At 66.8% G+C, this 20,696-nt stretch carries 20 protein-coding genes and 1 pseudogene; 11 read left to right on the top strand and 10 right to left on the bottom strand.

Annotation, left to right across the window (positions count from 1 at the left end):
* Window positions 1-64 precede the first annotated feature (64 nt).
* Together HOP52_RS14120 and HOP52_RS14115 are read right to left on the bottom strand one after the other, a co-directional pair.
* Window positions 65-454, bottom strand: coding sequence for an Hsp20/alpha crystallin family protein (locus HOP52_RS14120; RefSeq protein ID WP_238978039.1), 390 nt, complete (start codon window positions 452-454; stop codon window positions 65-67).
* Between the two features lie 31 nt (window positions 455-485).
* Window positions 486-950 carry an Hsp20/alpha crystallin family protein gene (locus tag HOP52_RS14115; RefSeq protein WP_238978038.1) on the bottom strand — a complete coding sequence of 155 codons (465 nt, stop codon included), beginning with the start codon at window positions 948-950 and terminating at the stop codon, window positions 486-488.
* A gap of 338 nt (window positions 951-1,288) precedes the next feature.
* Between HOP52_RS14115 and HOP52_RS14110 the strand changes: the two genes are divergently transcribed.
* From HOP52_RS14110 to HOP52_RS14085, 6 genes are all read left to right on the top strand, one after another.
* Entirely contained in the window at window positions 1,289-2,311 is a 1,023-nt protein-coding gene (locus HOP52_RS14110) for a type I glyceraldehyde-3-phosphate dehydrogenase (protein ID WP_238978037.1), read from the top strand.
* A 37-nt stretch (window positions 2,312-2,348) separates the two neighbouring features.
* Window positions 2,349-3,515 carry a phosphoglycerate kinase gene (locus tag HOP52_RS14105; RefSeq protein ID WP_238978036.1) on the top strand — a complete coding sequence of 389 codons (1,167 nt, stop codon included), beginning with the start codon at window positions 2,349-2,351 and terminating at the stop codon, window positions 3,513-3,515.
* A 76-nt stretch (window positions 3,516-3,591) separates the two neighbouring features.
* Window positions 3,592-4,656: a class II fructose-bisphosphate aldolase gene (gene fba, locus HOP52_RS14100; protein WP_238978035.1), complete on the top strand. Its 1,065-nt coding sequence runs from the start codon at window positions 3,592-3,594 to the stop codon at window positions 4,654-4,656.
* 277 nt (window positions 4,657-4,933) lie between these two features.
* Window positions 4,934-5,632, top strand: coding sequence for an HAD family hydrolase (locus HOP52_RS14095; protein WP_238978034.1), 699 nt, complete (start codon window positions 4,934-4,936; stop codon window positions 5,630-5,632).
* A 92-nt stretch (window positions 5,633-5,724) separates the two neighbouring features.
* Window positions 5,725-6,099, top strand: a complete 375-nt coding sequence (locus HOP52_RS14090) for a translation initiation factor Sui1 (protein ID WP_238978033.1) — start codon at window positions 5,725-5,727, stop codon at window positions 6,097-6,099.
* Between the two features lie 157 nt (window positions 6,100-6,256).
* The gene (locus HOP52_RS14085) at window positions 6,257-6,661 is read left to right on the top strand and encodes a YbaY family lipoprotein (protein WP_238978032.1); all 405 of its coding nucleotides are present in this window, start codon (window positions 6,257-6,259) and stop codon (window positions 6,659-6,661) included.
* Here HOP52_RS14085 and HOP52_RS14080 read toward each other — a convergent pair.
* Entirely contained in the window at window positions 6,546-7,511 is a 966-nt protein-coding gene (locus HOP52_RS14080; RefSeq protein ID WP_238978031.1) for an NAD-dependent protein deacetylase, read from the bottom strand. The two genes, HOP52_RS14085 and HOP52_RS14080, sit on opposite strands and share 116 nt — an antisense overlap.
* A 118-nt stretch (window positions 7,512-7,629) precedes the next feature.
* Here HOP52_RS14080 and HOP52_RS14075 point away from each other — a divergent pair, with 118 nt between their 5' ends.
* Window positions 7,630-8,544, top strand: a complete 915-nt coding sequence (locus tag HOP52_RS14075; protein WP_238978030.1) for a nuclease-related domain-containing protein — start codon at window positions 7,630-7,632, stop codon at window positions 8,542-8,544.
* A gap of 70 nt (window positions 8,545-8,614) precedes the next feature.
* On the opposite strand, the gene HOP52_RS14070 is transcribed toward HOP52_RS14075, so the two are convergent.
* The 6 genes and pseudogenes from HOP52_RS14070 to glnA all read right to left on the bottom strand — a co-directional run bounded on the left by HOP52_RS14070 (window position 8,615) and on the right by glnA (window position 15,057).
* Entirely contained in the window at window positions 8,615-9,949 is a 1,335-nt protein-coding gene (locus tag HOP52_RS14070; protein WP_238978029.1) for a deoxyguanosinetriphosphate triphosphohydrolase, read from the bottom strand.
* Window positions 9,950-10,005: 56 nt separating this feature from the next.
* Window positions 10,006-10,173: pseudogene (locus tag HOP52_RS14065) on the bottom strand (helix-turn-helix domain-containing protein); the annotation flags it as partial.
* Complete coding sequence (gene glnG, locus HOP52_RS14060) at window positions 10,172-11,584, bottom strand: nitrogen regulation protein NR(I) (RefSeq protein ID WP_238978028.1); 1,413 nt, start codon at window positions 11,582-11,584, stop codon at window positions 10,172-10,174. The gene glnG and the pseudogene HOP52_RS14065, both read right to left, overlap by 2 nt.
* A complete protein-coding gene (gene glnL / locus HOP52_RS14055; protein ID WP_238978027.1) occupies window positions 11,577-12,623 on the bottom strand; it encodes a nitrogen regulation protein NR(II) in 1,047 nt (348 codons plus the stop codon). Before glnL ends, glnG begins: the two co-directional genes overlap by 8 nt.
* Before the next feature lie 257 nt (window positions 12,624-12,880).
* Entirely contained in the window at window positions 12,881-13,462 is a 582-nt protein-coding gene (locus HOP52_RS14050; protein WP_238978026.1) for a DUF4124 domain-containing protein, read from the bottom strand.
* Between the two features lie 188 nt (window positions 13,463-13,650).
* Window positions 13,651-15,057 carry a glutamate--ammonia ligase gene (gene glnA, locus HOP52_RS14045; protein ID WP_238978025.1) on the bottom strand — a complete coding sequence of 469 codons (1,407 nt, stop codon included), beginning with the start codon at window positions 15,055-15,057 and terminating at the stop codon, window positions 13,651-13,653.
* A 594-nt stretch (window positions 15,058-15,651) separates the two neighbouring features.
* Here glnA and HOP52_RS14040 point away from each other — a divergent pair.
* The 4 genes from HOP52_RS14040 to HOP52_RS14025 all read left to right on the top strand — a co-directional run bounded on the left by HOP52_RS14040 (window position 15,652) and on the right by HOP52_RS14025 (window position 19,808).
* Complete coding sequence (locus HOP52_RS14040; protein ID WP_238978024.1) at window positions 15,652-16,110, top strand: hypothetical protein; 459 nt, start codon at window positions 15,652-15,654, stop codon at window positions 16,108-16,110.
* Between the two features lies 1 nt (window position 16,111).
* Window positions 16,112-17,632, top strand: a complete 1,521-nt coding sequence (locus HOP52_RS14035; protein WP_238978023.1) for a tripartite tricarboxylate transporter permease — start codon at window positions 16,112-16,114, stop codon at window positions 17,630-17,632.
* Between the two features lie 78 nt (window positions 17,633-17,710).
* A complete protein-coding gene (locus tag HOP52_RS14030; RefSeq protein WP_238978022.1) occupies window positions 17,711-18,679 on the top strand; it encodes a Bug family tripartite tricarboxylate transporter substrate binding protein in 969 nt (322 codons plus the stop codon).
* A gap of 157 nt (window positions 18,680-18,836) precedes the next feature.
* Window positions 18,837-19,808 (top strand): Bug family tripartite tricarboxylate transporter substrate binding protein, encoded by a 972-nt coding sequence (locus tag HOP52_RS14025; protein ID WP_238978021.1) that lies wholly within the window; start codon window positions 18,837-18,839, stop codon window positions 19,806-19,808.
* A gap of 130 nt (window positions 19,809-19,938) precedes the next feature.
* Here the strand turns inward: HOP52_RS14025 and HOP52_RS14020 are convergent, their stop codons facing one another.
* Window positions 19,939-20,484 (bottom strand): glycosyltransferase family A protein, encoded by a 546-nt coding sequence (locus HOP52_RS14020; RefSeq protein ID WP_238978020.1) that lies wholly within the window; start codon window positions 20,482-20,484, stop codon window positions 19,939-19,941.
* Between the last annotated feature and the right edge of the window lie 212 nt (window positions 20,485-20,696).

Genomic DNA, 20,696 nt, shown 5'->3' with positions numbered 1-20,696 from the left:
GACCCGCCCAAAAAGCGCGCCCTCCACGGGGAGGGCGCTGATGCTGGCCGCTGACGGTAGGCGCTCAGGCCGCCTTGACCTCGATGCGCCGGCTGCGGTGGCTATCCTGCTTCGGCAACACCAAGTGCAGCACCCCGTTGTCGACTCGCGCCTCGATGGCTTCGGCATCGATCTCATGGCTCAGCGTGAAACGCCTTGCGAAACGCTGTGCCCGCACTTCGGCATAGGTGGCCGTGATTCCCTCGGGCATATCGAGCTGGACCTCGCCCTCGATACTCATCACACCGCTGTCGACCTCGATGCTCAATGACTCCCGTGTCACCCCCGGCAGATCGGCCACCAGGTGCAACGCATTGTCTTCCTCGTAGATATCCACCGGTGGCAGCAAGGCATCCTCTCGCCGCTGGCGATTCGCCACTTCCTGGGTGGATTCTTTCTTGGTCACCTCGTTCATCTCAGATCACCTCCTTTCTCTTGATGTTGACTCATGCCGCCTTGATTTCGATACGCCGTGGCTTGAGCTCCTCGCGCTTGGGCAAGTGAATCTCGAAGACACCGTTGCGGAAGCGCGCCTCGGAGAGGTCGGCATTCAGGCCATCGGGCAGGGCGATAGAGCGAGCAAACTCACCGCTGAACCGCTCACGACGGAAGTAGGGACGCTTGGCTTCTCCTTCTTTTTGTTCCGGCGCAACGGTCTCACGCTTGCCCCTCAAGGTCAGCACATTGTCTTGCAGGCTGACCTCGAGATCTGCAGCAGATAGGCCCGCGGCAAACACATAGACATAAACCCCATCATCGGTGTGCCCGACATTGATCATCGGATAGCTGCCGCGTGGCACCGAACGGATATCCGCGATACCGCTTTCCGGGAAGAACCCATCCATCAACTGCCGGACCCAGTCCAGTCCCTGGAACGGGCCGGTATCGAAACGCCTGAGATCTTCGAACATATCCAATACCTCCTTCGTCATACTGGTCGGCCGGGTTGCATGTCGCGCTCAGCGTGGCGAGAGTTGCCACTCACTCATTGACATGCCCCTGATTTTGAAATAGGAGCACTCCATGACTTTTCAAGGCTCCTATCGAGCGATTTTTCTCCAGTGCACAGCCCGTCTTGCCAGCGAGCTGTCGGTACGCCACGGCACACCTTGGCAGCGTCGGCACCTTCAGCCGCGCCGGTCGCCGCCATGCGACTGACGCTGGCCGGGCAGCTACCGGGACGCATCGGAGAATTTGCGGTAAAATCGCCGCTTTCCGCTTTCCCGCTCGAGGAGTTCCTGGCAATCCCATGGTCCAGCGTATCGCCATCAACGGTTACGGCCGCATCGGCCAGTGCGTGTTGCGCGCCCTGGTGGAGCGTGGTGCGCCCGAGCTCGAGGTCGTGGCGATCAACGAGCTCTCGGACCTCGAGACCATCGCCTACCTGACCCGCTACGACACCACCCACGGCCGCTTTCCCGGCCGGGTCGCCACGGCGCCCGGCCGGCTGGTGGTCGACGAGCGGCCGATTCGCGTGCTCTCGGAGAGCGACCCGTCCCGGCTGCCCTGGCAGGCGCTGGGTATCGACCTGGTGCTGGAGTGCTCGGGCAGCTTCAAGGACCGCGCCACCGCCGAGCGCCATCTCGCGGCCGGCGCCGGGCGGCTGCTGTTCTCCCAGCCGGCGGAGAGCGACGTGGACACCACTGTCGTGTGCGGCATCAACGACGGCGCGCTCACTCCCGGGCAGCGCATCCTCTCGGCGGCCTCCTGCACCACCAACTGCCTGGTGCCGGTGCTCACCGTGCTCGACGAGGCGCTGGGCATCGAGCACGGGGTGACCACCACCATCCACTCGGCGATGAACGACCAGCCGGTGATCGACGCCTACCACCAGACCGACCTGCGCCTGACCCGCTCGGCGATGCACTCCATCGTGCCGGTGGATACCGGCCTGGCCCGCGGCATCAATCGCTTGATGCCGCACCTGGCCGGCCGCTTCGAGTGCCTGCACATGCGCGTGCCGACCATCAACGTCTCGGCCATGGATCTTTCGCTCTGCGTGCGCCGCGACACCAGCGCCGCCGAGGTCAACGCCCTGCTGCGCCACGCCAGCCAGGACCGCCTGGCCGGCCTGCTCGGCTACACCGAGGAGCCCATGGCCTCCGTCGACTTCAACCACGACCCCCGCTCGGGTATCGTGGACGCCACTCAGACCCGGGTGGCCGGCGGCCGCCTGATCAAGCTGCTGTGCTGGTTCGACAACGAGTGGGGCTTCGCCAATCGCATGCTTGACGTCGCCCGTCGACTGGCGACGATGCCGCCCGCTAACTAATCCCCTTCGGCCCTTCCCAGACGAGGAACCCGCTTCCATGAACGTGCGCAAGATGACCGACCTCGACCTGCGTGGACAGCGCGTGCTGATCCGCGAGGATCTGAACGTACCCGTCAAGCACGGCAAGGTAACCAGCGATGCCCGCCTGCGGGCCAGCCTGCCGACCATCCGGGCTGCCGTGGAGGCCGGCGCCAAGGTGATGCTGATGAGCCACCTGGGGCGCCCCACCGAGGGCGAGCCCGCCGAGGAGTTCTCCCTGGCACCGGTGGCCGAGCACCTGGGCGAGCTGCTCGGTCGCCCGGTGACCCTCGTGACCGACTACCTGGATGCCGCCTTGGACCTGGCCGACGGCGAGGTGGTGCTGCTGGAGAACGTGCGTTTCAACGCCGGCGAGAAGGGCGACGACGAGACGCTGGCCAAGCAGTACGCCGCCCTCTGCGACCTCTACGTGATGGACGCCTTCGGCACCGCCCACCGCGCCCAGGCCTCCACCCACGGCGTGGCCCGCTTCGCCCCCAGCGCCTGCGCCGGCCCGCTGCTGGCCGCCGAACTCGACGCCCTGGAAAAGGCGCTGGCCAGCCCCAAGCGGCCCATGGCGGCCATCGTCGGCGGCTCCAAGGTCTCCACCAAGCTCGACGTGCTCAACGCCCTCTCCGAGAAGTGCGACCAGCTGATCGTCGGCGGCGGCATCGCCAACACCTTCATCGCCGCGGCGGGCCACAACGTCGGCAAATCGCTCCATGAGGCCGACCTGGTCCCCCAGGCCAAGGCGCTGATGGCCAAGGTCGAGATCCCGCTGCCCACCGACGTGGTGGTGGCCACCGAGTTCTCCGAGAACGCCACCGCCGTGGTCAAGCCGGTCGACCAGGTCAATGATGACGAAATGATCCTGGATATCGGCCCCGACACCGCCGCACGGCTCGCCGACATGCTCAAGGATGCCGGCACCATCCTGTGGAACGGCCCGGTGGGTGTGTTCGAGATCGACCAGTTCGGCCAGGGCACCGAGGCGCTGTCCCGGGCCATCGCCGAGAGCCCGGCGTTCTCCATCGCCGGCGGCGGCGACACCCTTGCCGCCATCGACAAGTACGGGATCGCCGAGCGGGTCTCCTACATCTCCACCGGCGGCGGCGCCTTTCTCGAGTACGTCGAGGGCAAGACCCTGCCGGCAGTGAAGGCCCTGGAAGAGGCCGCCAAACGCTAGGTTCCCCAGTCCCCCTTGAGCGGCGGTACCGCAAGGCGGCACCGCCTCTGCCCAGAATAGAGACACAGGTGAGTTAATGGCACTGATCAGTATGCGCCAGATGCTGGACCACGCCGCCGAAAACGGCTACGGCGTGCCAGCCTTCAACGTCAACAACCTCGAGCAGATGCGCGCCATCATGGAGGCCGCCGACAAGACCGACAGCCCGGTCATCGTCCAAGCCTCCGCCGGTGCCCGCAAGTACGCCGGGGCCCCCTTCCTGCGCCACCTGATCCTGGCCGCGGTGGAGGAGTTTCCGCACATCCCGGTGGTGATGCACCAGGACCACGGCACCAGCCCCGCGGTCTGCCAGCGCTCCATCCAGCTCGGCTTCTCCTCGGTGATGATGGACGGCTCGCTGGGCGAGGACGGCAAGACCCCCATGGACTACGCCTACAACGTCGACGTCACCCGCCGCACCGTGGAGATGGCCCACGCCTGCGGCGTCTCGGTGGAGGGCGAGCTTGGCTGCCTGGGCAGCCTGGAGACCGGCATGGCCGGCGAGGAAGACGGCATCGGCGCCGAGGGCAAGCTCGACATGGAACAGCTGCTCACCGACCCGGAAGAGGCCGCCGACTTCGTCAAGGCCACCCAGGTGGACGCCCTGGCCATCGCCATCGGCACCAGCCACGGCGCCTACAAGTTCACCCGGCCGCCCACCGGCGACACCCTCTCCATCCAGCGCATCAAGGAGATCCACGCCCGCATCCCCGACACCCACCTGGTGATGCACGGCTCCTCCTCGGTGCCCCAGGAGTGGCTGGCGGTGATCAACGAATTCGGCGGCGAGATCCCCGAGACCTACGGCGTGCCGGTGGGAGAGATCGTCGAGGGCATCAAGTACGGCGTGCGCAAGGTCAACATCGACACCGACCTGCGCCTGGCCTCCACCGGGGCGGTGCGCCGCTTCCTGGCCCAGAACCCCAGCGAGTTCGACCCGCGCAAGTTCCTCAAGGAGACCGTCACGGCCATGCGCGAGATCTGTATCGCCCGCTACGAGGCCTTCGGCTGTGCCGGCAACGCCTCGAAGATCAAGCCGATCAGCCTGGAAGCCATGTACCAGCGCTACGAGCGCGGCGAGCTGGCCCCCAAGGTGACCTGATCCCCTGGCGAGGGATAACCGGGGCGGCCCTGCAGGGCCGCCCTTTTTCATGCTGCCTCCTCAAGGAAAGCGCCGCCGCGCTTGCCTCCCACCACGCTACAAGCCTCGCGCGGTGCCCAAAGGCCCAACTTCCCCTTGAAGGATGGCCGGGTTGGCGCAATACTATTCGGAAACGGCGTTCGCAAAGCTGTGCTCATTAGCCTGAAGGCTCGCGATAAAGCGCCGATATCGATAAGCTGGTAACGACAAGCCCCTGGCCTGTGAGGGATCTACGGCGATGACGCGCCCGCTCTGCCTGCTCTTTGACTGCGACGGTACCCTGGTCGATAGCGAGCCCCTGCTCGCCGATGAGATGGCGACCAGCCTGACCCGGCTGGGCCTCCCCTTCCAGGCCAGCGACTATGTCGGCGAGTTTCGCGGGGCCCGCTTTCGCAATATTGTCGCGGTTCTGGAGAGCCGTCACGGCAGCGTGGACCCCCAGCGCCTGGCCGAGTCCGAGACCCGGATGCGCGCCAACCTCAACCGCCGCCTGGAAACCGAACTGGTGCCGATCGCCGGCGCCCTCGAGGCCCTCGAGGCGCTGGCCGACCATCCCTGCGGCGTGGTCTCCAACGGGCCGGAAAACAAGATCCGCACCTCCCTCGAGGCGATCGGCCTGACCGGACGATTCGACCCCTATCTGTTCAGCGGCTACAGCGCCAACTGCTGGAAGCCCGACCCCTGCCTCTACCTTCACGCCGCCAGCCTAATGGGCTACGACGCCGAGGAGTGCGTGGCCATCGACGATGCCCTGGTGGGGGTCAAGGCCGCCCTGAACGCAGGCATGACGGTGGTGCACCTGAATCGCTTTCCCGATGCGGAAGAGACCCCCGAGGGGGCCATCATGATCACCAGCATGTACCAGCTGCCCACGGTCATCGGCCAACTGGCCAGCGCCCGGGACATGCAGCGCCGGCCGACCGCACTCAGCCGCTGAGACGGCCCGCACCTCAGCACCGTCAGACCGGGATGCAGTGCGCCCGGCCGGGCGGTATCATCGGATTCCCCCCCATCGGAAAGGAGCCCGCCATGGCGACCCTGCAGGACCAGCTGCGCGGCCTGGTCTACTCCACCGAACACGGCGACATCTGCCCCGACTGCCGCCAGCCGCAGGCCGACTGCGCCTGTGCCGAACAGGCCGAGCAGGCGCGTATCGCCGCCCTTGACGGCATCGTGCGCATTCGCCGTGAAACCAGCGGCCGCAAGGGCAAGGGCGTGACCACCGTCTCGGGGATCCCGCTGCCGGCGGCTGAGCTCAAGACCCTGGCCAAGGCCCTCAAGCAGCGCTGCGGCACCGGCGGCGCGGTCAAGGCGGGGGTGATCGAGATCCAGGGCGACCACCGCGAGGCCCTCAAGGCCGAGTTGGAGAGCCGGGGTTATACCGTCAAGCTCGCCGGCGGCTAGGGAAACACTGCCCAAATGCCTACACGAGCGAATCGCTGCGTTGCGCGGTGCGCGGAATCCTCACATATACCCCATATGCTCCGGTTCCTGTGCGCCGGGCGCCTTGCGCTTCATCTCGCTCGGCGACTTGTTCAGCGATTCCCAAGGAGCCCCATGTATGCCCCTGATACACCGTCTCCCCATTCGCCTATCGCGCCTGGCGCTGACCCTGCTGGCCGTGCTGGTGCTGGCCGGCTGCGCCGCTAGCCCCGATTTCACCGAGCTACGCACCCGCGTGATCCCACCCGCCGACCTGGCGCTCGCCGAGGATGCCGAGCTGAGGGTCTACCTGCGCGATGCCGGCGGCATCCTGGCCGAGACCCGGCTCGACCCTCTCGACAGCGGCCCCTGGCCGGTGGTGCTGCGCTACGACCGCGGCGCCCTGGCAGGCGCCGAGGCACCGCGGCTCAGCGCGGAGTTGCGCCAGGCGGGCCGCCTGACCCATGCCACGCCCGAGCCGGTGGCGCTGGCTCCCGAGGCGGCGACCGATGATGTCGACCTGCCGCTGGCGGTGCGGCCCTAAGGGCCGCCGTCAGCCCGCTCAGGAGCTCACCCGCCGAGGCCTCGAGCTTGAGCGCATAGAGCTCGTCGGCCCGGGTACGCCCCAGGTTCACACAGGCCAGGGGCTTGCCGGCCCGGGCCGCGGCCCGGGCAAATCGGTAGCCCGAATAGACCATCAGCGACGAGCCCGCCACCAGCAGCGCATCGGCCGCCTCGACCAGCGCCATGGCCTGCGCCACCCGTGCGGCGGGAACGCTGTCGCCGAAGAAGACCACATCGGGCTTGTAGATACCCTGACCGCAGCGCCCGCAGCCCGGCACCGTGAAGCCGGCGAAATCCCGCTCCAGATCGGCATCGCCATCGGGCCTCAAGGCGGCCCTGGCGGCGTCGGCGGTCTGCCAACCCGGGTTACGTGCCGCGAGCTCGGCGTGAAAGTCATGGCGCATACGGCGCGCGCCGCAGTGCATGCAGCGCACCAGCTCGGCACGGCCATGCAGGTCCACCACCCGGCGGGAGCCGGCCTGCTGGTGCAGGCCATCCACGTTCTGGGTAATGATTCCGGTCACCACCCCCAGCGCCTCGAGCTCGGCGAGCGCCCGATGGGCCGCGGCGGGGCGCGCCTGCTGCAGCGCGCGAAAACCGACCAGGGCGCGCGCCCAGTAGCGCTGACGCGCCTCATGGCGACTCATGAACTCCCGATGCTGCATCGGCGGCGGGCACTTCCAGGCACCGCTGGCGTCGCGGTAATCGGGAATGCCGCTATCGGTACTCACCCCCGCGCCGGTGACCACGGCCAGGCGCGGATAGCGGGCCACGAAGTCGGTAAGCCGCGACAGCGCGGCCGCCTGTCTCGACTCTGCTGTGTCAGTCATTGTCTCTCCCGGGGAGCTCCCGTCCGCCACTCTTCATCATTGACCATGGCCCTGGCAGGGTGAGGTTGTCTAGAATGGAATGCTCATGCGCCCCTAACAGGCGAGGATGGACCCCTTGATGGCCTGGCTGGAATACCTGCTCCCTCTGATCTTCCTGTTTCCCCTCGGGGCAACGGCAGTGATCGTGATCGCCCTGCGCAACCTGCATGATGCCCGGGTCCGCTCGCCGTTCAACGCCCGCCCCCTGCGTGAACCCGGGCAGGCCCTGCGCGACCGCCTCGACCGCGCCTTTGGCACGCTGTTCCTGGACGGCGCCCTGGGGCCCATCGTCACCCTGGCGCCGCTGGTCTACGGCATGGGCCGCATGCTCTTCGCCAACCAGCAGAACTGGATCGAATGGGCCCTTTACGGGGCGCTCAGCACCCTGCTGATGCTGGTGTTCTGCTTCCTGCTGATCCGCGACTTTCAGCATATCCGGCGCATCAAGCTGGGGCTGGCCTGCGAACTCGCCGTGGGCCAGGAGCTCGAGCGGCTGATTCGTCCCGAGGCCCACCCCTACTACGTCTTTCACGACGTGCCCACCGACAGCCACACCATCGACCACGTGGTGGTCACCCCCCACGGAATCTTCGTGGTCGAGACCCGCGCCCGCAGCCGCCCTCTCACCGCCGGCGGCAAGGAGATCAACCTGGTCACCGTGGAACGCGAGCGGCTACGCTTCCCCGGCTGGAGCGAGCGTCGTGCACTGGAGAAGGTCCACCACGACACCCGCTGGCTGACCGAGTGGCTGGAGACGCAGTGCGGCGAGGCGGTGCCGGTACGCGGGGTGCTGGCACTGCCCGGCTGGGAGATCCTCAGCCACGCCTCCCCCAAGGGGCTGCTGGTGGTCAGCGGCGAGACCCTCTCCCAGCAGCTCAGCGAGGAGCACCTCGGCGAGCTGGGCGACGCCCTGCACGACCGGGTAATCGCCACGCTGATCGAACGTGCCGCCCAGTTGGAAGAGACCCCCAACCTGCGCCCGCCTTCCGTGTAGCGCCGCCGTATAGCGCCACCCCGGCGACAACCGCTTACCGTCGAAACCGGCGATGCGCCGAGGCGGGTGGTCAGTCCCCCTTCAGCCGGCCGCCCATCTCCTGGGCCAAGTCCACCGCATAGTGGTCGGTCATGCCGCCGATGAAGTCGAGCATGCGCCGATAGCTGGCATACAGCGACCAGGACGGCAGCGGGGTGTTCTCACCGATCAGCGCCAGCACCCGCTGATGCTTGAAGCTCGAGCTACCGGTGTGGTGCAGCTCGTGGGCGGCGCCGATAAAGGCCTCCAGCAGGATGCCCAGGGTCGTGTAGGCGCCGATCTCCAGCTTGGCCTTGCGCTCGTTCTGGAAGATCCGCTCGCGGGCCAGCTGCTTGGCCGCCTTGACCCCCCAGCCCAGATCGGGATGGCAGAGCTCCAGCAGGTCATCCTGCAGGGTACCGGCCAGCAGCTCGGCCTCGTGCTGGACGAACACCGCCCCCACATCATTGACCGCCCGCTCCATGGCCGCGCCGCGCAGGGCAGCGATGCGCCGGCGCTGGGATACCCCCTGGCGCTGCATGGTGGCATAGTCTGGCGGCGGATCGCCGGCGATCTGCAGCAGCACCTCGGCCACCTCCTCGAAGCGCAGGATGCCCATCTCCAGGCCGTCCTCCAGGTCGAGCAGGGCGTAGCAGATATCGTCGGCCGCCTCCACCAGCCAGGCCAGCGGATGACGACACCAGCGCCCCTCGCCGCGCGGCAGCAACCCCAGCCGTTGTGCCACCTCCGCCAGCAGCGCCTTTTCGCTCTGGTAGCTGCCGAACTTGCCGGCCGCGCCAGCGTGCTCCACGGTCCAGGGATACTTGAGCAGGGTGCCCAGGGTCGCCGTGGTCAGGCGCATGCCGCCGCGGAACTGGTTGTACTCGATCTGGGTGACGATGCGAAAGCCCTGGGCGTTGCCCTCATAGGTCAGCAGATCGGCCCGCTCGCGCTCGGAAAGCCCCTCCAGCAGGCCGCTGCCGTCGGCCTCGGCACGCTTGAACCAGTCGCGGATGGCGTACTCGCCGGCGTGGCCGAAGGGCGGGTTGCCGATGTCGTGGCCCAGGCAGGCGGCCTGGACGATCACACCCAGGTCCGCCGGCGTGATCCAGGCCGGCAGCCGCGCGCGCAGCCCCTCGCCGACGATCATGCCCAGCGAGCGGCCCACGCAGCCCACCTCCAGGGAGTGGGTCAGGCGGGTGTGGATATGATCGTTGTCGGTGAGCGGGTGCACCTGGGTCTTGCGCCCCAGGCGCCGAAACGAGCCGGCGAAGACGATCCGGTCGTGGTCCTTGTGGAAGGGGCTGCGGCCGATCTCGTCGCGCCCGCTGCGCTCCCCGTGCAGCCGCGAGGGGTCCAGCAGCCGCTGCCAGGTCATCTGCGTCATGGGTATCTCTCCTTGAGAGCCCCATTCTGGCAGCCCCGACCGCCGCCGCCCAGCCCCTACTCCCCTTCCGCCAGCGCCGGCAGCAGCGTCTTGAGCTTGCGCGTCAGGGTGTTGCGCCCCCAGCCCAGCAGCTCGGCGGCTTCGCCCTTGCGCCCGCCAGTGTGTTTCAACGCGGTTTCGATGAGGATACGTTCGCAGACTCTGGAGAGCGGGACGGCTTCCTCAGTCCCCTTCCGCCAGCGCCGGCAGCAGCGTCTTGAGCTTGCGCGTCAGGGTGTTGCGCCCCCAGCCCAGCAGCTCGGCGGCCTCCCCCTTGCGCCCACCGGTGTGTTTCAAAGCCGTTTCGATGAGGATACGTTCGAAGTCCGGTACGGCTTCCTCCAGCAGGTGGGTATGGCCGGCCGCCAGGGCGCGATCGGCCCAGTGGCGAAAGGCGGTGCGCCAGTCGCCGGTGGCGCCGTCCACGGCTTCAGGCTCGCGCAACTCGGGGGGCAGGTCCTCCACCAGCACCTCGCGCCCCGAGGCCATCACCGTCAGCCAGCGGCAGGTGTTCTCCAACTGGCGCACGTTGCCGGGCCACGGCAGGCGGGTCAGGTGCGCCTCGGCGTCGGCGGTCAGCACCTTGACGTCGGTGGCCAGCTCCTTGGCCGCCTCCGCCAGGAAGTGGCGCGCCAGGCGCGGGATGTCCTCACGCCGTTCGGCCAGCTTGGGCAGGTGAACCCGGATCACGTTGAGGCGATGAAAGAGATCCTCGCGGAAGCGACCATCCTCTACCAGGATCTCCAGGTTCTGGTGGGTGGCGGCGATGATACGCACGTCCACCTTGACCGGGGTATGGCCGCCCACACGGTAGAACTCGCCGTCGGCCAGCACCCGCAGCAGCCGCGTCTGGGTCTCGGCGGGCATGTCGCCGATCTCGTCCAGGAAGAGGGTGCCGCCATCGGCCTGTTCGAAGCGCCCCTGGCGCTGGGCGGTGGCGCCGGTGAAGGCGCCTTTCTCGTGGCCGAACAGCTCGGATTCGATCAGGTCACGGGGAATCGCCGCCATGTTCAGGGCGATGAACGGCTGGCCGGCGCGCGGACTGTGCTGGTGCAGGGCGCGCGCCACCCGCTCCTTGCCGGTGCCCGACTCACCGTTGATCAGCACGGTGATATGCGAGTGCGACAGCCGGCCGATGGCGCGGAACACCTCCTGCATGGCCGGCGCCTCGCCGATGATCTCGGCGTCCAGCCCTTCCGGTACGCTGACCGGCCGCTTGCGCTCCCGGGCATGGGCCACGGCGCGGCGCACCAGCGCCAGGGCCTCGTCGACATCGAAGGGCTTGGGCAGGTATTCGAAGGCCCCCCCCTGATAGGAGGCCACGGCGCTGTCGAGGTCGGAGTGGGCGGTCATCACGATCACCGGCAGGTCGGGGTGCACCTCGCGCACCCGCGACATCAGATCCAGGCCGTCGATGCCAGGCATGCGGATATCGGTGACCAGCACGTCGGGCGGGTCATCCAGCAGGCGTCCCAGGGCCTTGTCGGCGCGCTCGATGCACTCGATCTCGAGGTCGGGCTGGGCCAGGGCACGCTCCAGCACCCAGCGAATGGCGCGATCGTCGTCGACGATCACCACGCGTGCGACGTCAGTCATGGCGCTTCTCCAGCGGAATCAGTAGTCGGAATTCGGTGTGGCCGGGGCGGGAATCACATTCGATCAGCCCCTGGTGCTGGTGCAGAATGCCCTGGGCAATGGAAAGCCCCAGTCCACTGCCGTCGGCCCGGCCCGATACCATGGGATAGAAAAGGGTCTCCTGCAGCGCCTGGGGAATGCCGGGACCGTTGTCGATCAGGGCCACCTCGCAGACCAGGCGGTGCCGCTCGGCGCCCAGGGTGAACTGCCGCCGCGCGCGGGTCCGCAGCAGCAGGCTAGGCGCCTGGGTCCCCGCCGCGGCCATGGCTTCCACGGCGTTACGGGCCACGTTGAGCACCGCCTGAATCATCTGCGCCTCGTCCCCGGGGAAATCCGGCAGGCTGGGGTCATAGTCGCGGCCGATCTGCACCTCGGGCGTCTCGGCGATCAGCAGGGCGCGCACCCGCTCGAGCACCTTGTGCACATTGAGCGGCTCATGCCGTTCAAGCCGGTTCGGCCCCAGCATCGAATCCACCAGATCGCGCAGCCGGTCGACCTCCTCGATGATGATATGGGTGAACTCGGCCAGCGACGGGTCGTGCAGGTCCCGTTCGAGCAGCTGGGCGGCGCCCCGGATGCCCCCCAGCGGGTTCTTGACCTCATGGGCGAGCCCGCGGGAGAGCACCTTGATTGCCTCCTGGCGGTTGAGCAGCGCCTCCTCGCGGGAGATACGCAGCAGCCGGTCGCGGGGCTCCATCTCCACCAGCAGCTCCTGGGCCGAGAGGGGCGTCACGGTGTAGTCGACGGTGATGGTGGCCCCGGTAACCAGCGCCAGCCTGACCTCCCGCTGGGTGAAGGGGTGAAAGTCGTCGCGGGCCTTGGCCAGCACCGCGACCATGCCATCGTCATCGGCGGCCAGCGACGCCACTGGCACCCCCTTGACCCGCCCCAGGCTGACCGCCAGCAGCGCCTCGGCGGCCGGGTTCATCCAGCTCAGCCGCAGGCCATCATCGAGCAGCAGCACCGCAGTGGTGAGATGTTCCATCAGGCGTTGGTACATGGTGGTGGTTCCTAAAGAGACGCTTGCACCCACTTCGTGCTCCCCTTGGGCATTCATGAAGCGGCGCTTGGACCGGCGCTGTCAGGCAACGGCGACGGTACTCCGTCAGGAATAAGCAAGAAGCGCGCCAACCGCCGGTTCAGCGGCCTGGCGCCGTTTCGGTGCCTCGGTAGCCGGGACTAATGCACCACAATAGTGCATGGCTCGAATGGGCGCACGATGAGGGCGACGCAGGTGGGAGCCCAGCGCGAGGCGAGCTAATCGGGACGATTGGGGTTCTGGGGCAGATTGACGCTGGCGCGATGCACATAGAGGATCACCGGCTCGGTGCGGTGACGCACCTCGCCGCTGGCATCCAGCAGCTCGGCCTGCAGTACGCTCTCACCGCGGTAGAGGCCGGTGAGCATGAAGGCGCTGGTGTGCATGGCCGACTGACTGACCTCGCCGTCGACCAGCAGCCGCACCCGGTGATCCTCGCGAAGTGCCGGCTCGATGGCCAACACCACCTCGACATCGCCGGCATAGCCGACGGGCAGGGTCTCTTCATGGCCCGGCGAGACGATCCGGAAGGTGTCGTAGGGCATGAAGGGCTGCCCCGGTGGCTGATCGGGACGCGACGCCTCACGGCCCTCCACCCGCGCCGGCTCTGCCCGGCGAACCTCGCCCCGCGAGGGCACCACCGTCAGCGGCGCCAGCTCGACCGCCTCGCCACCGCGATCAGGCTGGTCGGTAAAGGTCACGTTGCCCTGGGCATCGGTGGTGCGATAGATGGTCGTGGCCAGCGCCGATGATGTGGTCATCATCAATCCCAGGACCACGCACGCAAACGCCTTGCTCATACCGGACTCCTCTTTGTCGATCCCCTTGCCACCCAGGCACTGACACATATCTGCATCAGGCGGCCGGCCCTCGTCACCCCCGGCCGCCGCCCTGTTTCTTGGAGAGTGTAAGACAAAAAGGGGTTCCGCCGTGGCGGAACCCCTGTAACCGAATCGGTACGGCGCGCGCCGGGGCGCGGCCGGCCGGATCAGCAGCTGTAATACATGTCGAACTCGACCGGATGCGTGGTCATGCGAATGCGTTCCACGTCTTCCATCTTGAGCTCGATGTAGGCATCGATCATGTCGTCGGTGAAGACGCCACCCTCGGTCAGGAAGCCGCGATCGGCATCCAGCGCCGCCAGCGCCTGGTCGAGGCTCTCGGCCACGGTAGGCACGGACTTGCCCTCTTCCGGCGGCAGGTCATAGAGGTTCTTGTCCATGGCATCGCCGGGGTGGATCTTGTTCTTGATGCCGTCGATACCGGCCATCAGCATCGCCGCGAAGCACAGGTAGGGGTTGGCGGTCGGGTCCGGGAAGCGGGCCTCGACGCGCTTGCCCTTGGGGCTCGCGGTGTAGGGGATACGGATGGAGGCGGAGCGGTTGCGGGCGCTGTAGGCCAGCATCACCGGCGCCTCGAAGCCCGGCACCAGACGCTTGTAGGAGTTGGTGGAGGCGTTGGTGAAGGCGTTCAGGGCCCGGGCGTGCTTGATAATGCCGCCGATGTAGTAGAGCGCCATCTCAGAGAGACCCGCGTACTCGTCACCGGCAAACTGGTTGACCCCTTCCTTCCAGAAGGACTGGTGGACGTGCATGCCGGAGCCATTGTCACCGACCAGCGGCTTGGGCATGAAGGTGGCGGTCTTGCCGTAGGCGTGGGCCACGTTGTGCACCACGTACTTCATCTCCTGAAGCTCGTCCGCCTTCTTCACCAGGGTGTTGAACTTGACGCCGATCTCGTTCTGGCCGGCGTTGGACACCTCGTGGTGGTGCACCTCGACGGTCTGGCCGATGGCCTCCAGGGTGTTGCACATGGCGCCGCGGATGTCGTGGAAGCTGTCCACCGGGGGCACCGGGAAGTAGCCACCCTTGACCCGCGGACGGTGACCGAGGTTGCCGCCCTCGACCTGACGGTCGGTGGACCAGGCGCCCTCCTCGGAGGTGATCTTGTACATGGCGCCTTCGATATCGGCCTTCCAGTGAACCTCGTCGAAGATGAAGAACTCCGGCTCCGGGCCGAAGAAGGCGGTGTCACCCAGGCCGCTGGACTGCAGGTAGGCCTCGGCGCGCTTGGCGATGGAGCGCGGGTCGCGCTCATAGCCCTGCATGGTGGCCGGCTCGATGATGTCGCAGCGCAGCACCAGGGTGGCATCCTCGGTGAACGGGTCGAGGAAGCCGGTGCCATCTTCCGGACGCAGGATCATGTCCGACTCATTGATGCCCTTCCAACCGGAGATGGAGGAGCCGTCGAACATCTGACCGTTCTCGAAGAACTCCTCATCCACATCGCGCGCCGGGATGGTGACGTGCTGTTCCTTGCCCTTGGTGTCGGTGAAGCGCAGGTCTACCCACTTCACATCATGTTCTTCAATCAGGGCGAGAGTCTTGGCTGACATGCTGTCCTCCGTTAGAGCCTTGGCTCGATTCGTTGGCGAGTGATCCACTAGCGCTGGTTCGTCCCAGCAAATGTTGTAGCACGCCGCAGGCCAGCTGCCCACGGCCACCATGCACGAACATGGCGCTGCCCAATACAATGCAGGCCGCGTGCCAAGACCGCACCACAAACGCCGACACTCAAGCCAACCAACTGAAAAAAAAGCCCAATTTAATCGCCTGCTCTGCACCTGAACTGGGCCGTGGCGTAACGCACCGCGCTCAGCCGCCCCTGACGACCTCGGGAAATGCACCACTTTGGTGCTATAAATCCACCAAAGCACCACTTCCGTGCAAAAAAAATTGCCCATGCTGCGCCATGGCGCATTACCATCCTGAACAAAAGGTCAAGGACCACGATCAAGCAAAAGCGTTTATACTTCGTTTAATCCAGGGTTTGAGGGGGACGAAGGCAGAGGATACCGTCCAACGACACTGCGATATGTAGCAAAACAGCATTCAAGCAAGCCAATATTCAATAAAAAGTGCTATTTCGGCGCCGCCGTGAGCCACGCGGCCTTCCATTCACGACGACAACTTCCAACAACGTACCTCTCATGACTGATATGCCACGCAAGAATTTCTGGTCTGGGCTGGGTGTTGCCGCCCTCGCGGTAATGCTGCTGACCTGGATCATCCCCACCTACGGCGGCAGCGGCTTCGCCTTCGGGATGCAGCCCCAGCGGCTGGCCACCCTCGGCGCCTGGCTGATCCTCGGCTGCTCCATCGTTCTCACTGTGGTGAGCGCCATCGCCCTGAAGCGCCGCGGCGAATCAATCGTTGCCACCCCCGATCTCGGCCACCTCTGGCATCAGGCGTGGCCGTTTCTGTATGTGCTCGGCTTTATCGTGCTAATCGACCGCTTCCCGCTGACCTGGGTGGCGCCGCTGTTGATCGGCGGCCTGCTGCTGCTGCTCGGCGAGCGCCGCTGGTACGTGGTAGTGCTGACCGCCGCCATCCCCACCGCCGGCCTGTACGGCCTGACGGCTCACCTGATGCGCATCGGAGTGGTATGACATGATCGGTTTCGACGCCATTCTCAACTCCTTCGCGGCGGCCCTGCACTACGAGTCCATCGCCATCATCCTCGGCGGGGTGCTGCTCGGCTATATCGTCGGGGTGATCCCGGGGCTCAACCGGGCCGTCGCCATCGCCATCGCCATTCCGCTGACCTTCTACATGTCGGCCTATGCCGCCATCGCCTTTCTGATCGGGCTCTCCAAGGGCACCGCCGCCGGCAGCGCCGTCTCGGCCATCCTGCTCAATACCCCGGGAGAACCCTCCTCGGCGGCCACCTGCCTGGACGGCTACCCCATGGCCAGTTCGGGCAAGCCGCGCAAGGCGCTCAAGGTGGGCCTGCTGGCCTCGGTGATCGGCGACCTGCTGGCCACCCTGCTGCTGATCGCGGTGGCCATTCCCTTCGCCTCGGTGGCGCTGAAGTTCGGCCCCTACGAGCTGGCCGCCATCCTGATCTTCGCCCTGGTGTTCATCGCCGGCATGGCGGGGGGCTCCTTCCTCAAGGGCCTGGCCGCCGGGGGCATGGGGGTGATCCTCGGCACCGTAGGCCTCGACCCCGAGACCGGCGCCATGCGCCTGACCTTCGGCTTTGCGGAGCTGATGGAGGGGGTGCCGATCCTGCCGCTGGTGATCGGCACCCTGGCACTCGCCGAGATGTTCGTGCAGCTCGACGAGTATCGTCGCAACAAGGACGCCAGCGTCATCAAGCTCGGCAAGAACGCCGATGACGACCTCTCCTACCAGGAGTTCAAGGGCACCCTGCCGACCATCTTCAAGAGCACCGGGGTGGGCGCCTTCGTCGGCGCACTGCCGGGGCTCGGCCCCTCGGTGGGTGCCTTCATGGCCTACGGCCTGGCCAAGCGCAGCGCCAAGGACCCGGACAGCTTCGGCAAGGGCAACCCCAACGGCATCGCCGCCGCCGAGGCCTCCGACAATGCGGTGATCCCCGCCAGCTATATCCCGCTGTTCGGCCTGGGCATCCCCGGCAGCGTCTCGGCCGCCCTGCTGGTCGGCGCCTTCATGATCCACGGCATTCAGGTTGGCCCGCTGATGCTGCGCGACCATCCGGAGATGCTGTTCACGCTGTTCTCGGGCATGATCGTCGCCAGCCTCTTGATGCTCGCGGTGGGCTGGTACGGCCTGCGCATCTTCGCCAGGGTCACCAGCGTGCCGCCGCATATCGTGATCTCGGTGGTGATCTTCCTCTGCCTGGCCGGCATCCAGGTGCAGGGCTACGGCACCTTCGGGCTGGTCACGGTGTTCGTCTTCGCGATCTTCGGCTACTTCCTGAAGAAGTTCGACTACTCCTTCGTGACCTTCCTGGTCGCCTTCATCGTCACCCCGATGCTGGAGATGAACCTGCGCCAGTCGGTGATTCTGTCGGGTGGCGAGTTCAGCATCCTGCTGGAGCGGCCCATCGCCCTGGCCTTCGTCGTGTTCACGGTGCTGATGGTGCTGCACCTGGGCTGGACCAGCTACCGGCGCTGGATGCAGGCAAGGCACAAGGCCAAGCAAGTGTGAACCCATGACCGGCCGCCGAGCCAAAGAGAAGTACAACCAACGTCCCCCACACAACAACGCACCAAAGAGGTTCCAATCATGAAAATGAAACTGCTGGGTACCGCCGTGCTCTCCGCCGCCATGGCCGTTGGCGTGGCCGGCCAGGTCCAGGCCGATGACTTCCCGACCAAGCCGCTGACCCTGGTGGTCGGCTGGGGCGCCGGCGGCAGCACCGACATCCAGGCCCGGGTACTGGCCAACGTACTGGAAGAAGAGCTGGGCCAGCCGGTCAACGTGGTCAACCAGCCGGGTGCCGGCGGCGGCGTGGCCCTGGCGCGCCTGGCCAACAGCACCGACGAGGGCTACACCTTCGTCTTCGGCACCTCCATGACCATCACCTTCGGTCCGCTCTCCACCGAAACCACCTACGGCCTGGACGACTTCCGCTACGTGGCCGGCGTGACCCTGGGACAGTCGGCCATCGTCACCGGCGAGGACCGCCCCTTCGGCGACAGCTGGGAGGACCTGGTGGCCTACGCCCAGGAGAATCCCGGCACCAGCTACGCCAACCAGACCGCGCTGGACCGCATGATCATCGAGTACATCGCCCAGCGCGAGGGCCTCGACCTGCGCATCGTGCCCACCTCCGGCGGCGCCGGCATGGCCCCGTTGATCCTCTCCGGCGACGTCGACTTCGCCTACAGCGGCGGCACCCACTCCGGCTATGCCGAGACCGGCGAGATGCCGGTGCTTCTGAGCCTGGCCGAGGATCGTCTGGTGGCCTACCCGGACGCACCGACCCTGCAGGAGGCCGGCTACGACATCAACGCCGCCGAGATCCGCGTGGCCATGGTGCCCAAGGATACCCCGGACGCCCACGTCGAGCGCCTCGCCGAGGCGCTGAAGGCCGCCACCCAGGACGAGCGCTTCATCGAGGTCACCGAAGAGCGCATCCTGATGCCGGTGACCTGGATGCCAGAGGAGGAGGTCACCCAGACCCTCCGCGACCAGGTGGAAGGCTACAAGGCGCTGCTCGAGGAGCTGGGCGGGCTGCCGGAAGACGAATGATCACACTGTCCCATCACTGATCGCTCCTGCCGTCTGCCGGCAACCCCGGCAGAGGGCAGGCGAAGGCGAGTCGACAAGCGGCTGCCGACCCGGCGGCCGCACTCGCCCCCCTGCGCCTCGCGCCATCCGCAGGCGTAGCCACCAATGAGGTCCAACAATGAAAATGAAACTGCTGAGCACCGCTGTTCTCTCCGCCGCCATGGCCTTCGGCGTCGCCGGCCAGGCCCAGGCCAACGACTTCCCGTCCAAGCCGCTGACCCTGGTGGTCGGCTTCGGCGCCGGCGGCAGCACCGATATCCAGGCCCGGGTGCTGGCCAACGTACTGGAAGAGAACCTCGGCCAGCCGGTCAACGTGGTCAACCAGCCCGGCGCCGGCGGCGCGGTATCGCTGACTCGCCTGATGCACAACCAGGATGAGGGCCACACCTTCGTCTACGCGGGCACCAACGGCACCCTCACCTTCGCACCGCACGCCCACGACACCGAATTCTCGCTGGACGACTTCCGCTACGTCGCCAGCATCACCACCGTCCAGCACGCCCTCGTCACCGGCGAGAACCGCCCGTTCGGCGACAGCTGGGAAGACCTGCTCGACTATGCCCGCGAGAATCCGGGCACCAGCTATGCCACCCAGCACGCCCTGGACCGCCTGGTGATCGAGTACATCATGGAGCAGGAGGGCCTCGACCTGCGCATCGTGCCCACCTCCGGCGGCGCCGGCATGGCCCCGCTGATCCTCTCCGGCGACGTCGACTTCGCCTACAGCGGCGGCACCCACTCCGGCTACGCCGATACCGGCGAGATGCCGGTGCTGCTGGGCATGGACGGCGAGCGCCTGTTCGCCTTCCCGGACGCCCCGACCGTGATGGAAGCCGGCTACGACCTCGACACCTCCGACTTCCGCGTGGTGGTGGTACCCAAGAACACCCCGGACGCCCACGTCGAGCGCCTGGCCGAAGCCCTCGAGGCCGCCACCCAGGACGAGCGCTTCATCGAGATCACCGAAGAGCGCATCCTGATGCCGGTGCACTTCCGCGGGGAAGAAGAGGCCACCGAGATGCTCCACGCCCAGTCCGAGAACTACCGTCAGCTGCTCGAGAACATGGGCGGCGTACCGGAAGACGACTGAGCCGGACTTACCCCGTTAACCACTCACCCAGCGCCCGCCATTATGGCGGGCGCTGCGCTGCTGGGCGGGAAAACGGTGAGGGGCGGGAGTACCTGGGCTACCCAGCGGCCCCAGGCAGCCCGGCGAGACATCAGTACTCGCCGTTGGCGACCCGGGCCTGGCAGGCCCGCAGCCGGCTGAGCAGCTCGGGCAACGCCTCGGCCTCGAGGGCGGGGTCGAAGCCACCGATGCGCTCGAACCAGCTGCGCGTCACGCAGAAGGCCGCGACCAGTGAGGGGCGACGCAGCAGCCGCCACAGCAGGGGCAGCGAGCTGGGGCGATGGGCTCCCAGCACCACGGCATCCCACTCCGCAGAGCGATTCCCACTGACCAGGTCGGTCACCCAGACAGGGGACAGGTCGATGGCGGCCCCCGGAAAGATCAGGATCTCTCCCGCGCTGCTCGACACGGCCGCATTGAGCCGCCCGCCCAGCGCCATGGCGTCGGTGCTCAGCAGGCGCACCCCGTAGCGCTGGGTCAAGCTGGAAAGCCGCGCATCCTTGGTGTCATCGACTACCAGCAGCTCCACCGCGCCCTGGTGTTTCCCCTGGCGCACGGCCTTGTGCAGGGTTCCCAGTTGGCGAGGTAGTCGAGCCCCCGAAAGGCGAGCATCTAGCACGATGCTGCAAGTAGGCATGGTCAGTCGAGCTCCCTGGGAGGCGACCGCCATGCATGGCGCTCACCGGTTCGACGAGCAGTCGCCCTCGACTACAGTGTAAGCCAGTGTATCCCTGGGTTGAAAAAAGTATCAATGCTGTGGAGGTTGAAATTCCTGTTGTCGACTTTCTCAGCTTCCCCCTGCAAAATGATGGCTACACGAAATACCAGGGCCTCGAGCCGCTCCCTCTC

Source organism: Billgrantia campisalis (assembly GCF_022341425.1).
Lineage (GTDB): Bacteria > Pseudomonadota > Gammaproteobacteria > Pseudomonadales > Halomonadaceae > Halomonas > Halomonas campisalis.
The sequence above is the reverse complement of the archived record's forward strand: the minus strand, read 5'-3'. Positions and strand labels throughout refer to the sequence as shown.

Bases quoted from the DNA above. Each gene is read 5' to 3' on its own strand.
- HOP52_RS14020 (WP_238978020.1), bottom strand. From the start codon at position 20,484: ATGCCTACTTGCAGCATCGTGCTAGATGCTCGCCTTTCGGGGGCTCGA.
- HOP52_RS14120 (WP_238978039.1), bottom strand. From the start codon at position 454: ATGAACGAGGTGACCAAGAAAGAATCCACCCAGGAAGTGGCGAATCGC.
- HOP52_RS14025 (WP_238978021.1), top strand. From the start codon at position 18,837: ATGAAAATGAAACTGCTGAGCACCGCTGTTCTCTCCGCCGCCATGGCC.
- glnG (WP_238978028.1), bottom strand. From the start codon at position 11,584: ATGACTGACGTCGCACGCGTGGTGATCGTCGACGACGATCGCGCCATT.
- fba (WP_238978035.1), top strand. From the start codon at position 3,592: ATGGCACTGATCAGTATGCGCCAGATGCTGGACCACGCCGCCGAAAAC.
- HOP52_RS14030 (WP_238978022.1), top strand. From the start codon at position 17,711: ATGAAAATGAAACTGCTGGGTACCGCCGTGCTCTCCGCCGCCATGGCC.
- HOP52_RS14085 (WP_238978032.1), top strand. From the start codon at position 6,257: ATGCCCCTGATACACCGTCTCCCCATTCGCCTATCGCGCCTGGCGCTG.
- HOP52_RS14110 (WP_238978037.1), top strand. From the start codon at position 1,289: ATGGTCCAGCGTATCGCCATCAACGGTTACGGCCGCATCGGCCAGTGC.
- HOP52_RS14050 (WP_238978026.1), bottom strand. From the start codon at position 13,462: ATGAGCAAGGCGTTTGCGTGCGTGGTCCTGGGATTGATGATGACCACA.
- HOP52_RS14105 (WP_238978036.1), top strand. From the start codon at position 2,349: ATGAACGTGCGCAAGATGACCGACCTCGACCTGCGTGGACAGCGCGTG.
- HOP52_RS14095 (WP_238978034.1), top strand. From the start codon at position 4,934: ATGACGCGCCCGCTCTGCCTGCTCTTTGACTGCGACGGTACCCTGGTC.
- HOP52_RS14035 (WP_238978023.1), top strand. From the start codon at position 16,112: ATGATCGGTTTCGACGCCATTCTCAACTCCTTCGCGGCGGCCCTGCAC.
- glnL (WP_238978027.1), bottom strand. From the start codon at position 12,623: ATGTACCAACGCCTGATGGAACATCTCACCACTGCGGTGCTGCTGCTC.
- HOP52_RS14040 (WP_238978024.1), top strand. From the start codon at position 15,652: ATGACTGATATGCCACGCAAGAATTTCTGGTCTGGGCTGGGTGTTGCC.
- HOP52_RS14090 (WP_238978033.1), top strand. From the start codon at position 5,725: ATGGCGACCCTGCAGGACCAGCTGCGCGGCCTGGTCTACTCCACCGAA.
- glnA (WP_238978025.1), bottom strand. From the start codon at position 15,057: ATGTCAGCCAAGACTCTCGCCCTGATTGAAGAACATGATGTGAAGTGG.
- HOP52_RS14070 (WP_238978029.1), bottom strand. From the start codon at position 9,949: ATGACGCAGATGACCTGGCAGCGGCTGCTGGACCCCTCGCGGCTGCAC.
- HOP52_RS14080 (WP_238978031.1), bottom strand. From the start codon at position 7,511: ATGACTGACACAGCAGAGTCGAGACAGGCGGCCGCGCTGTCGCGGCTT.
- HOP52_RS14075 (WP_238978030.1), top strand. From the start codon at position 7,630: ATGGCCTGGCTGGAATACCTGCTCCCTCTGATCTTCCTGTTTCCCCTC.
- HOP52_RS14115 (WP_238978038.1), bottom strand. From the start codon at position 950: ATGTTCGAAGATCTCAGGCGTTTCGATACCGGCCCGTTCCAGGGACTG.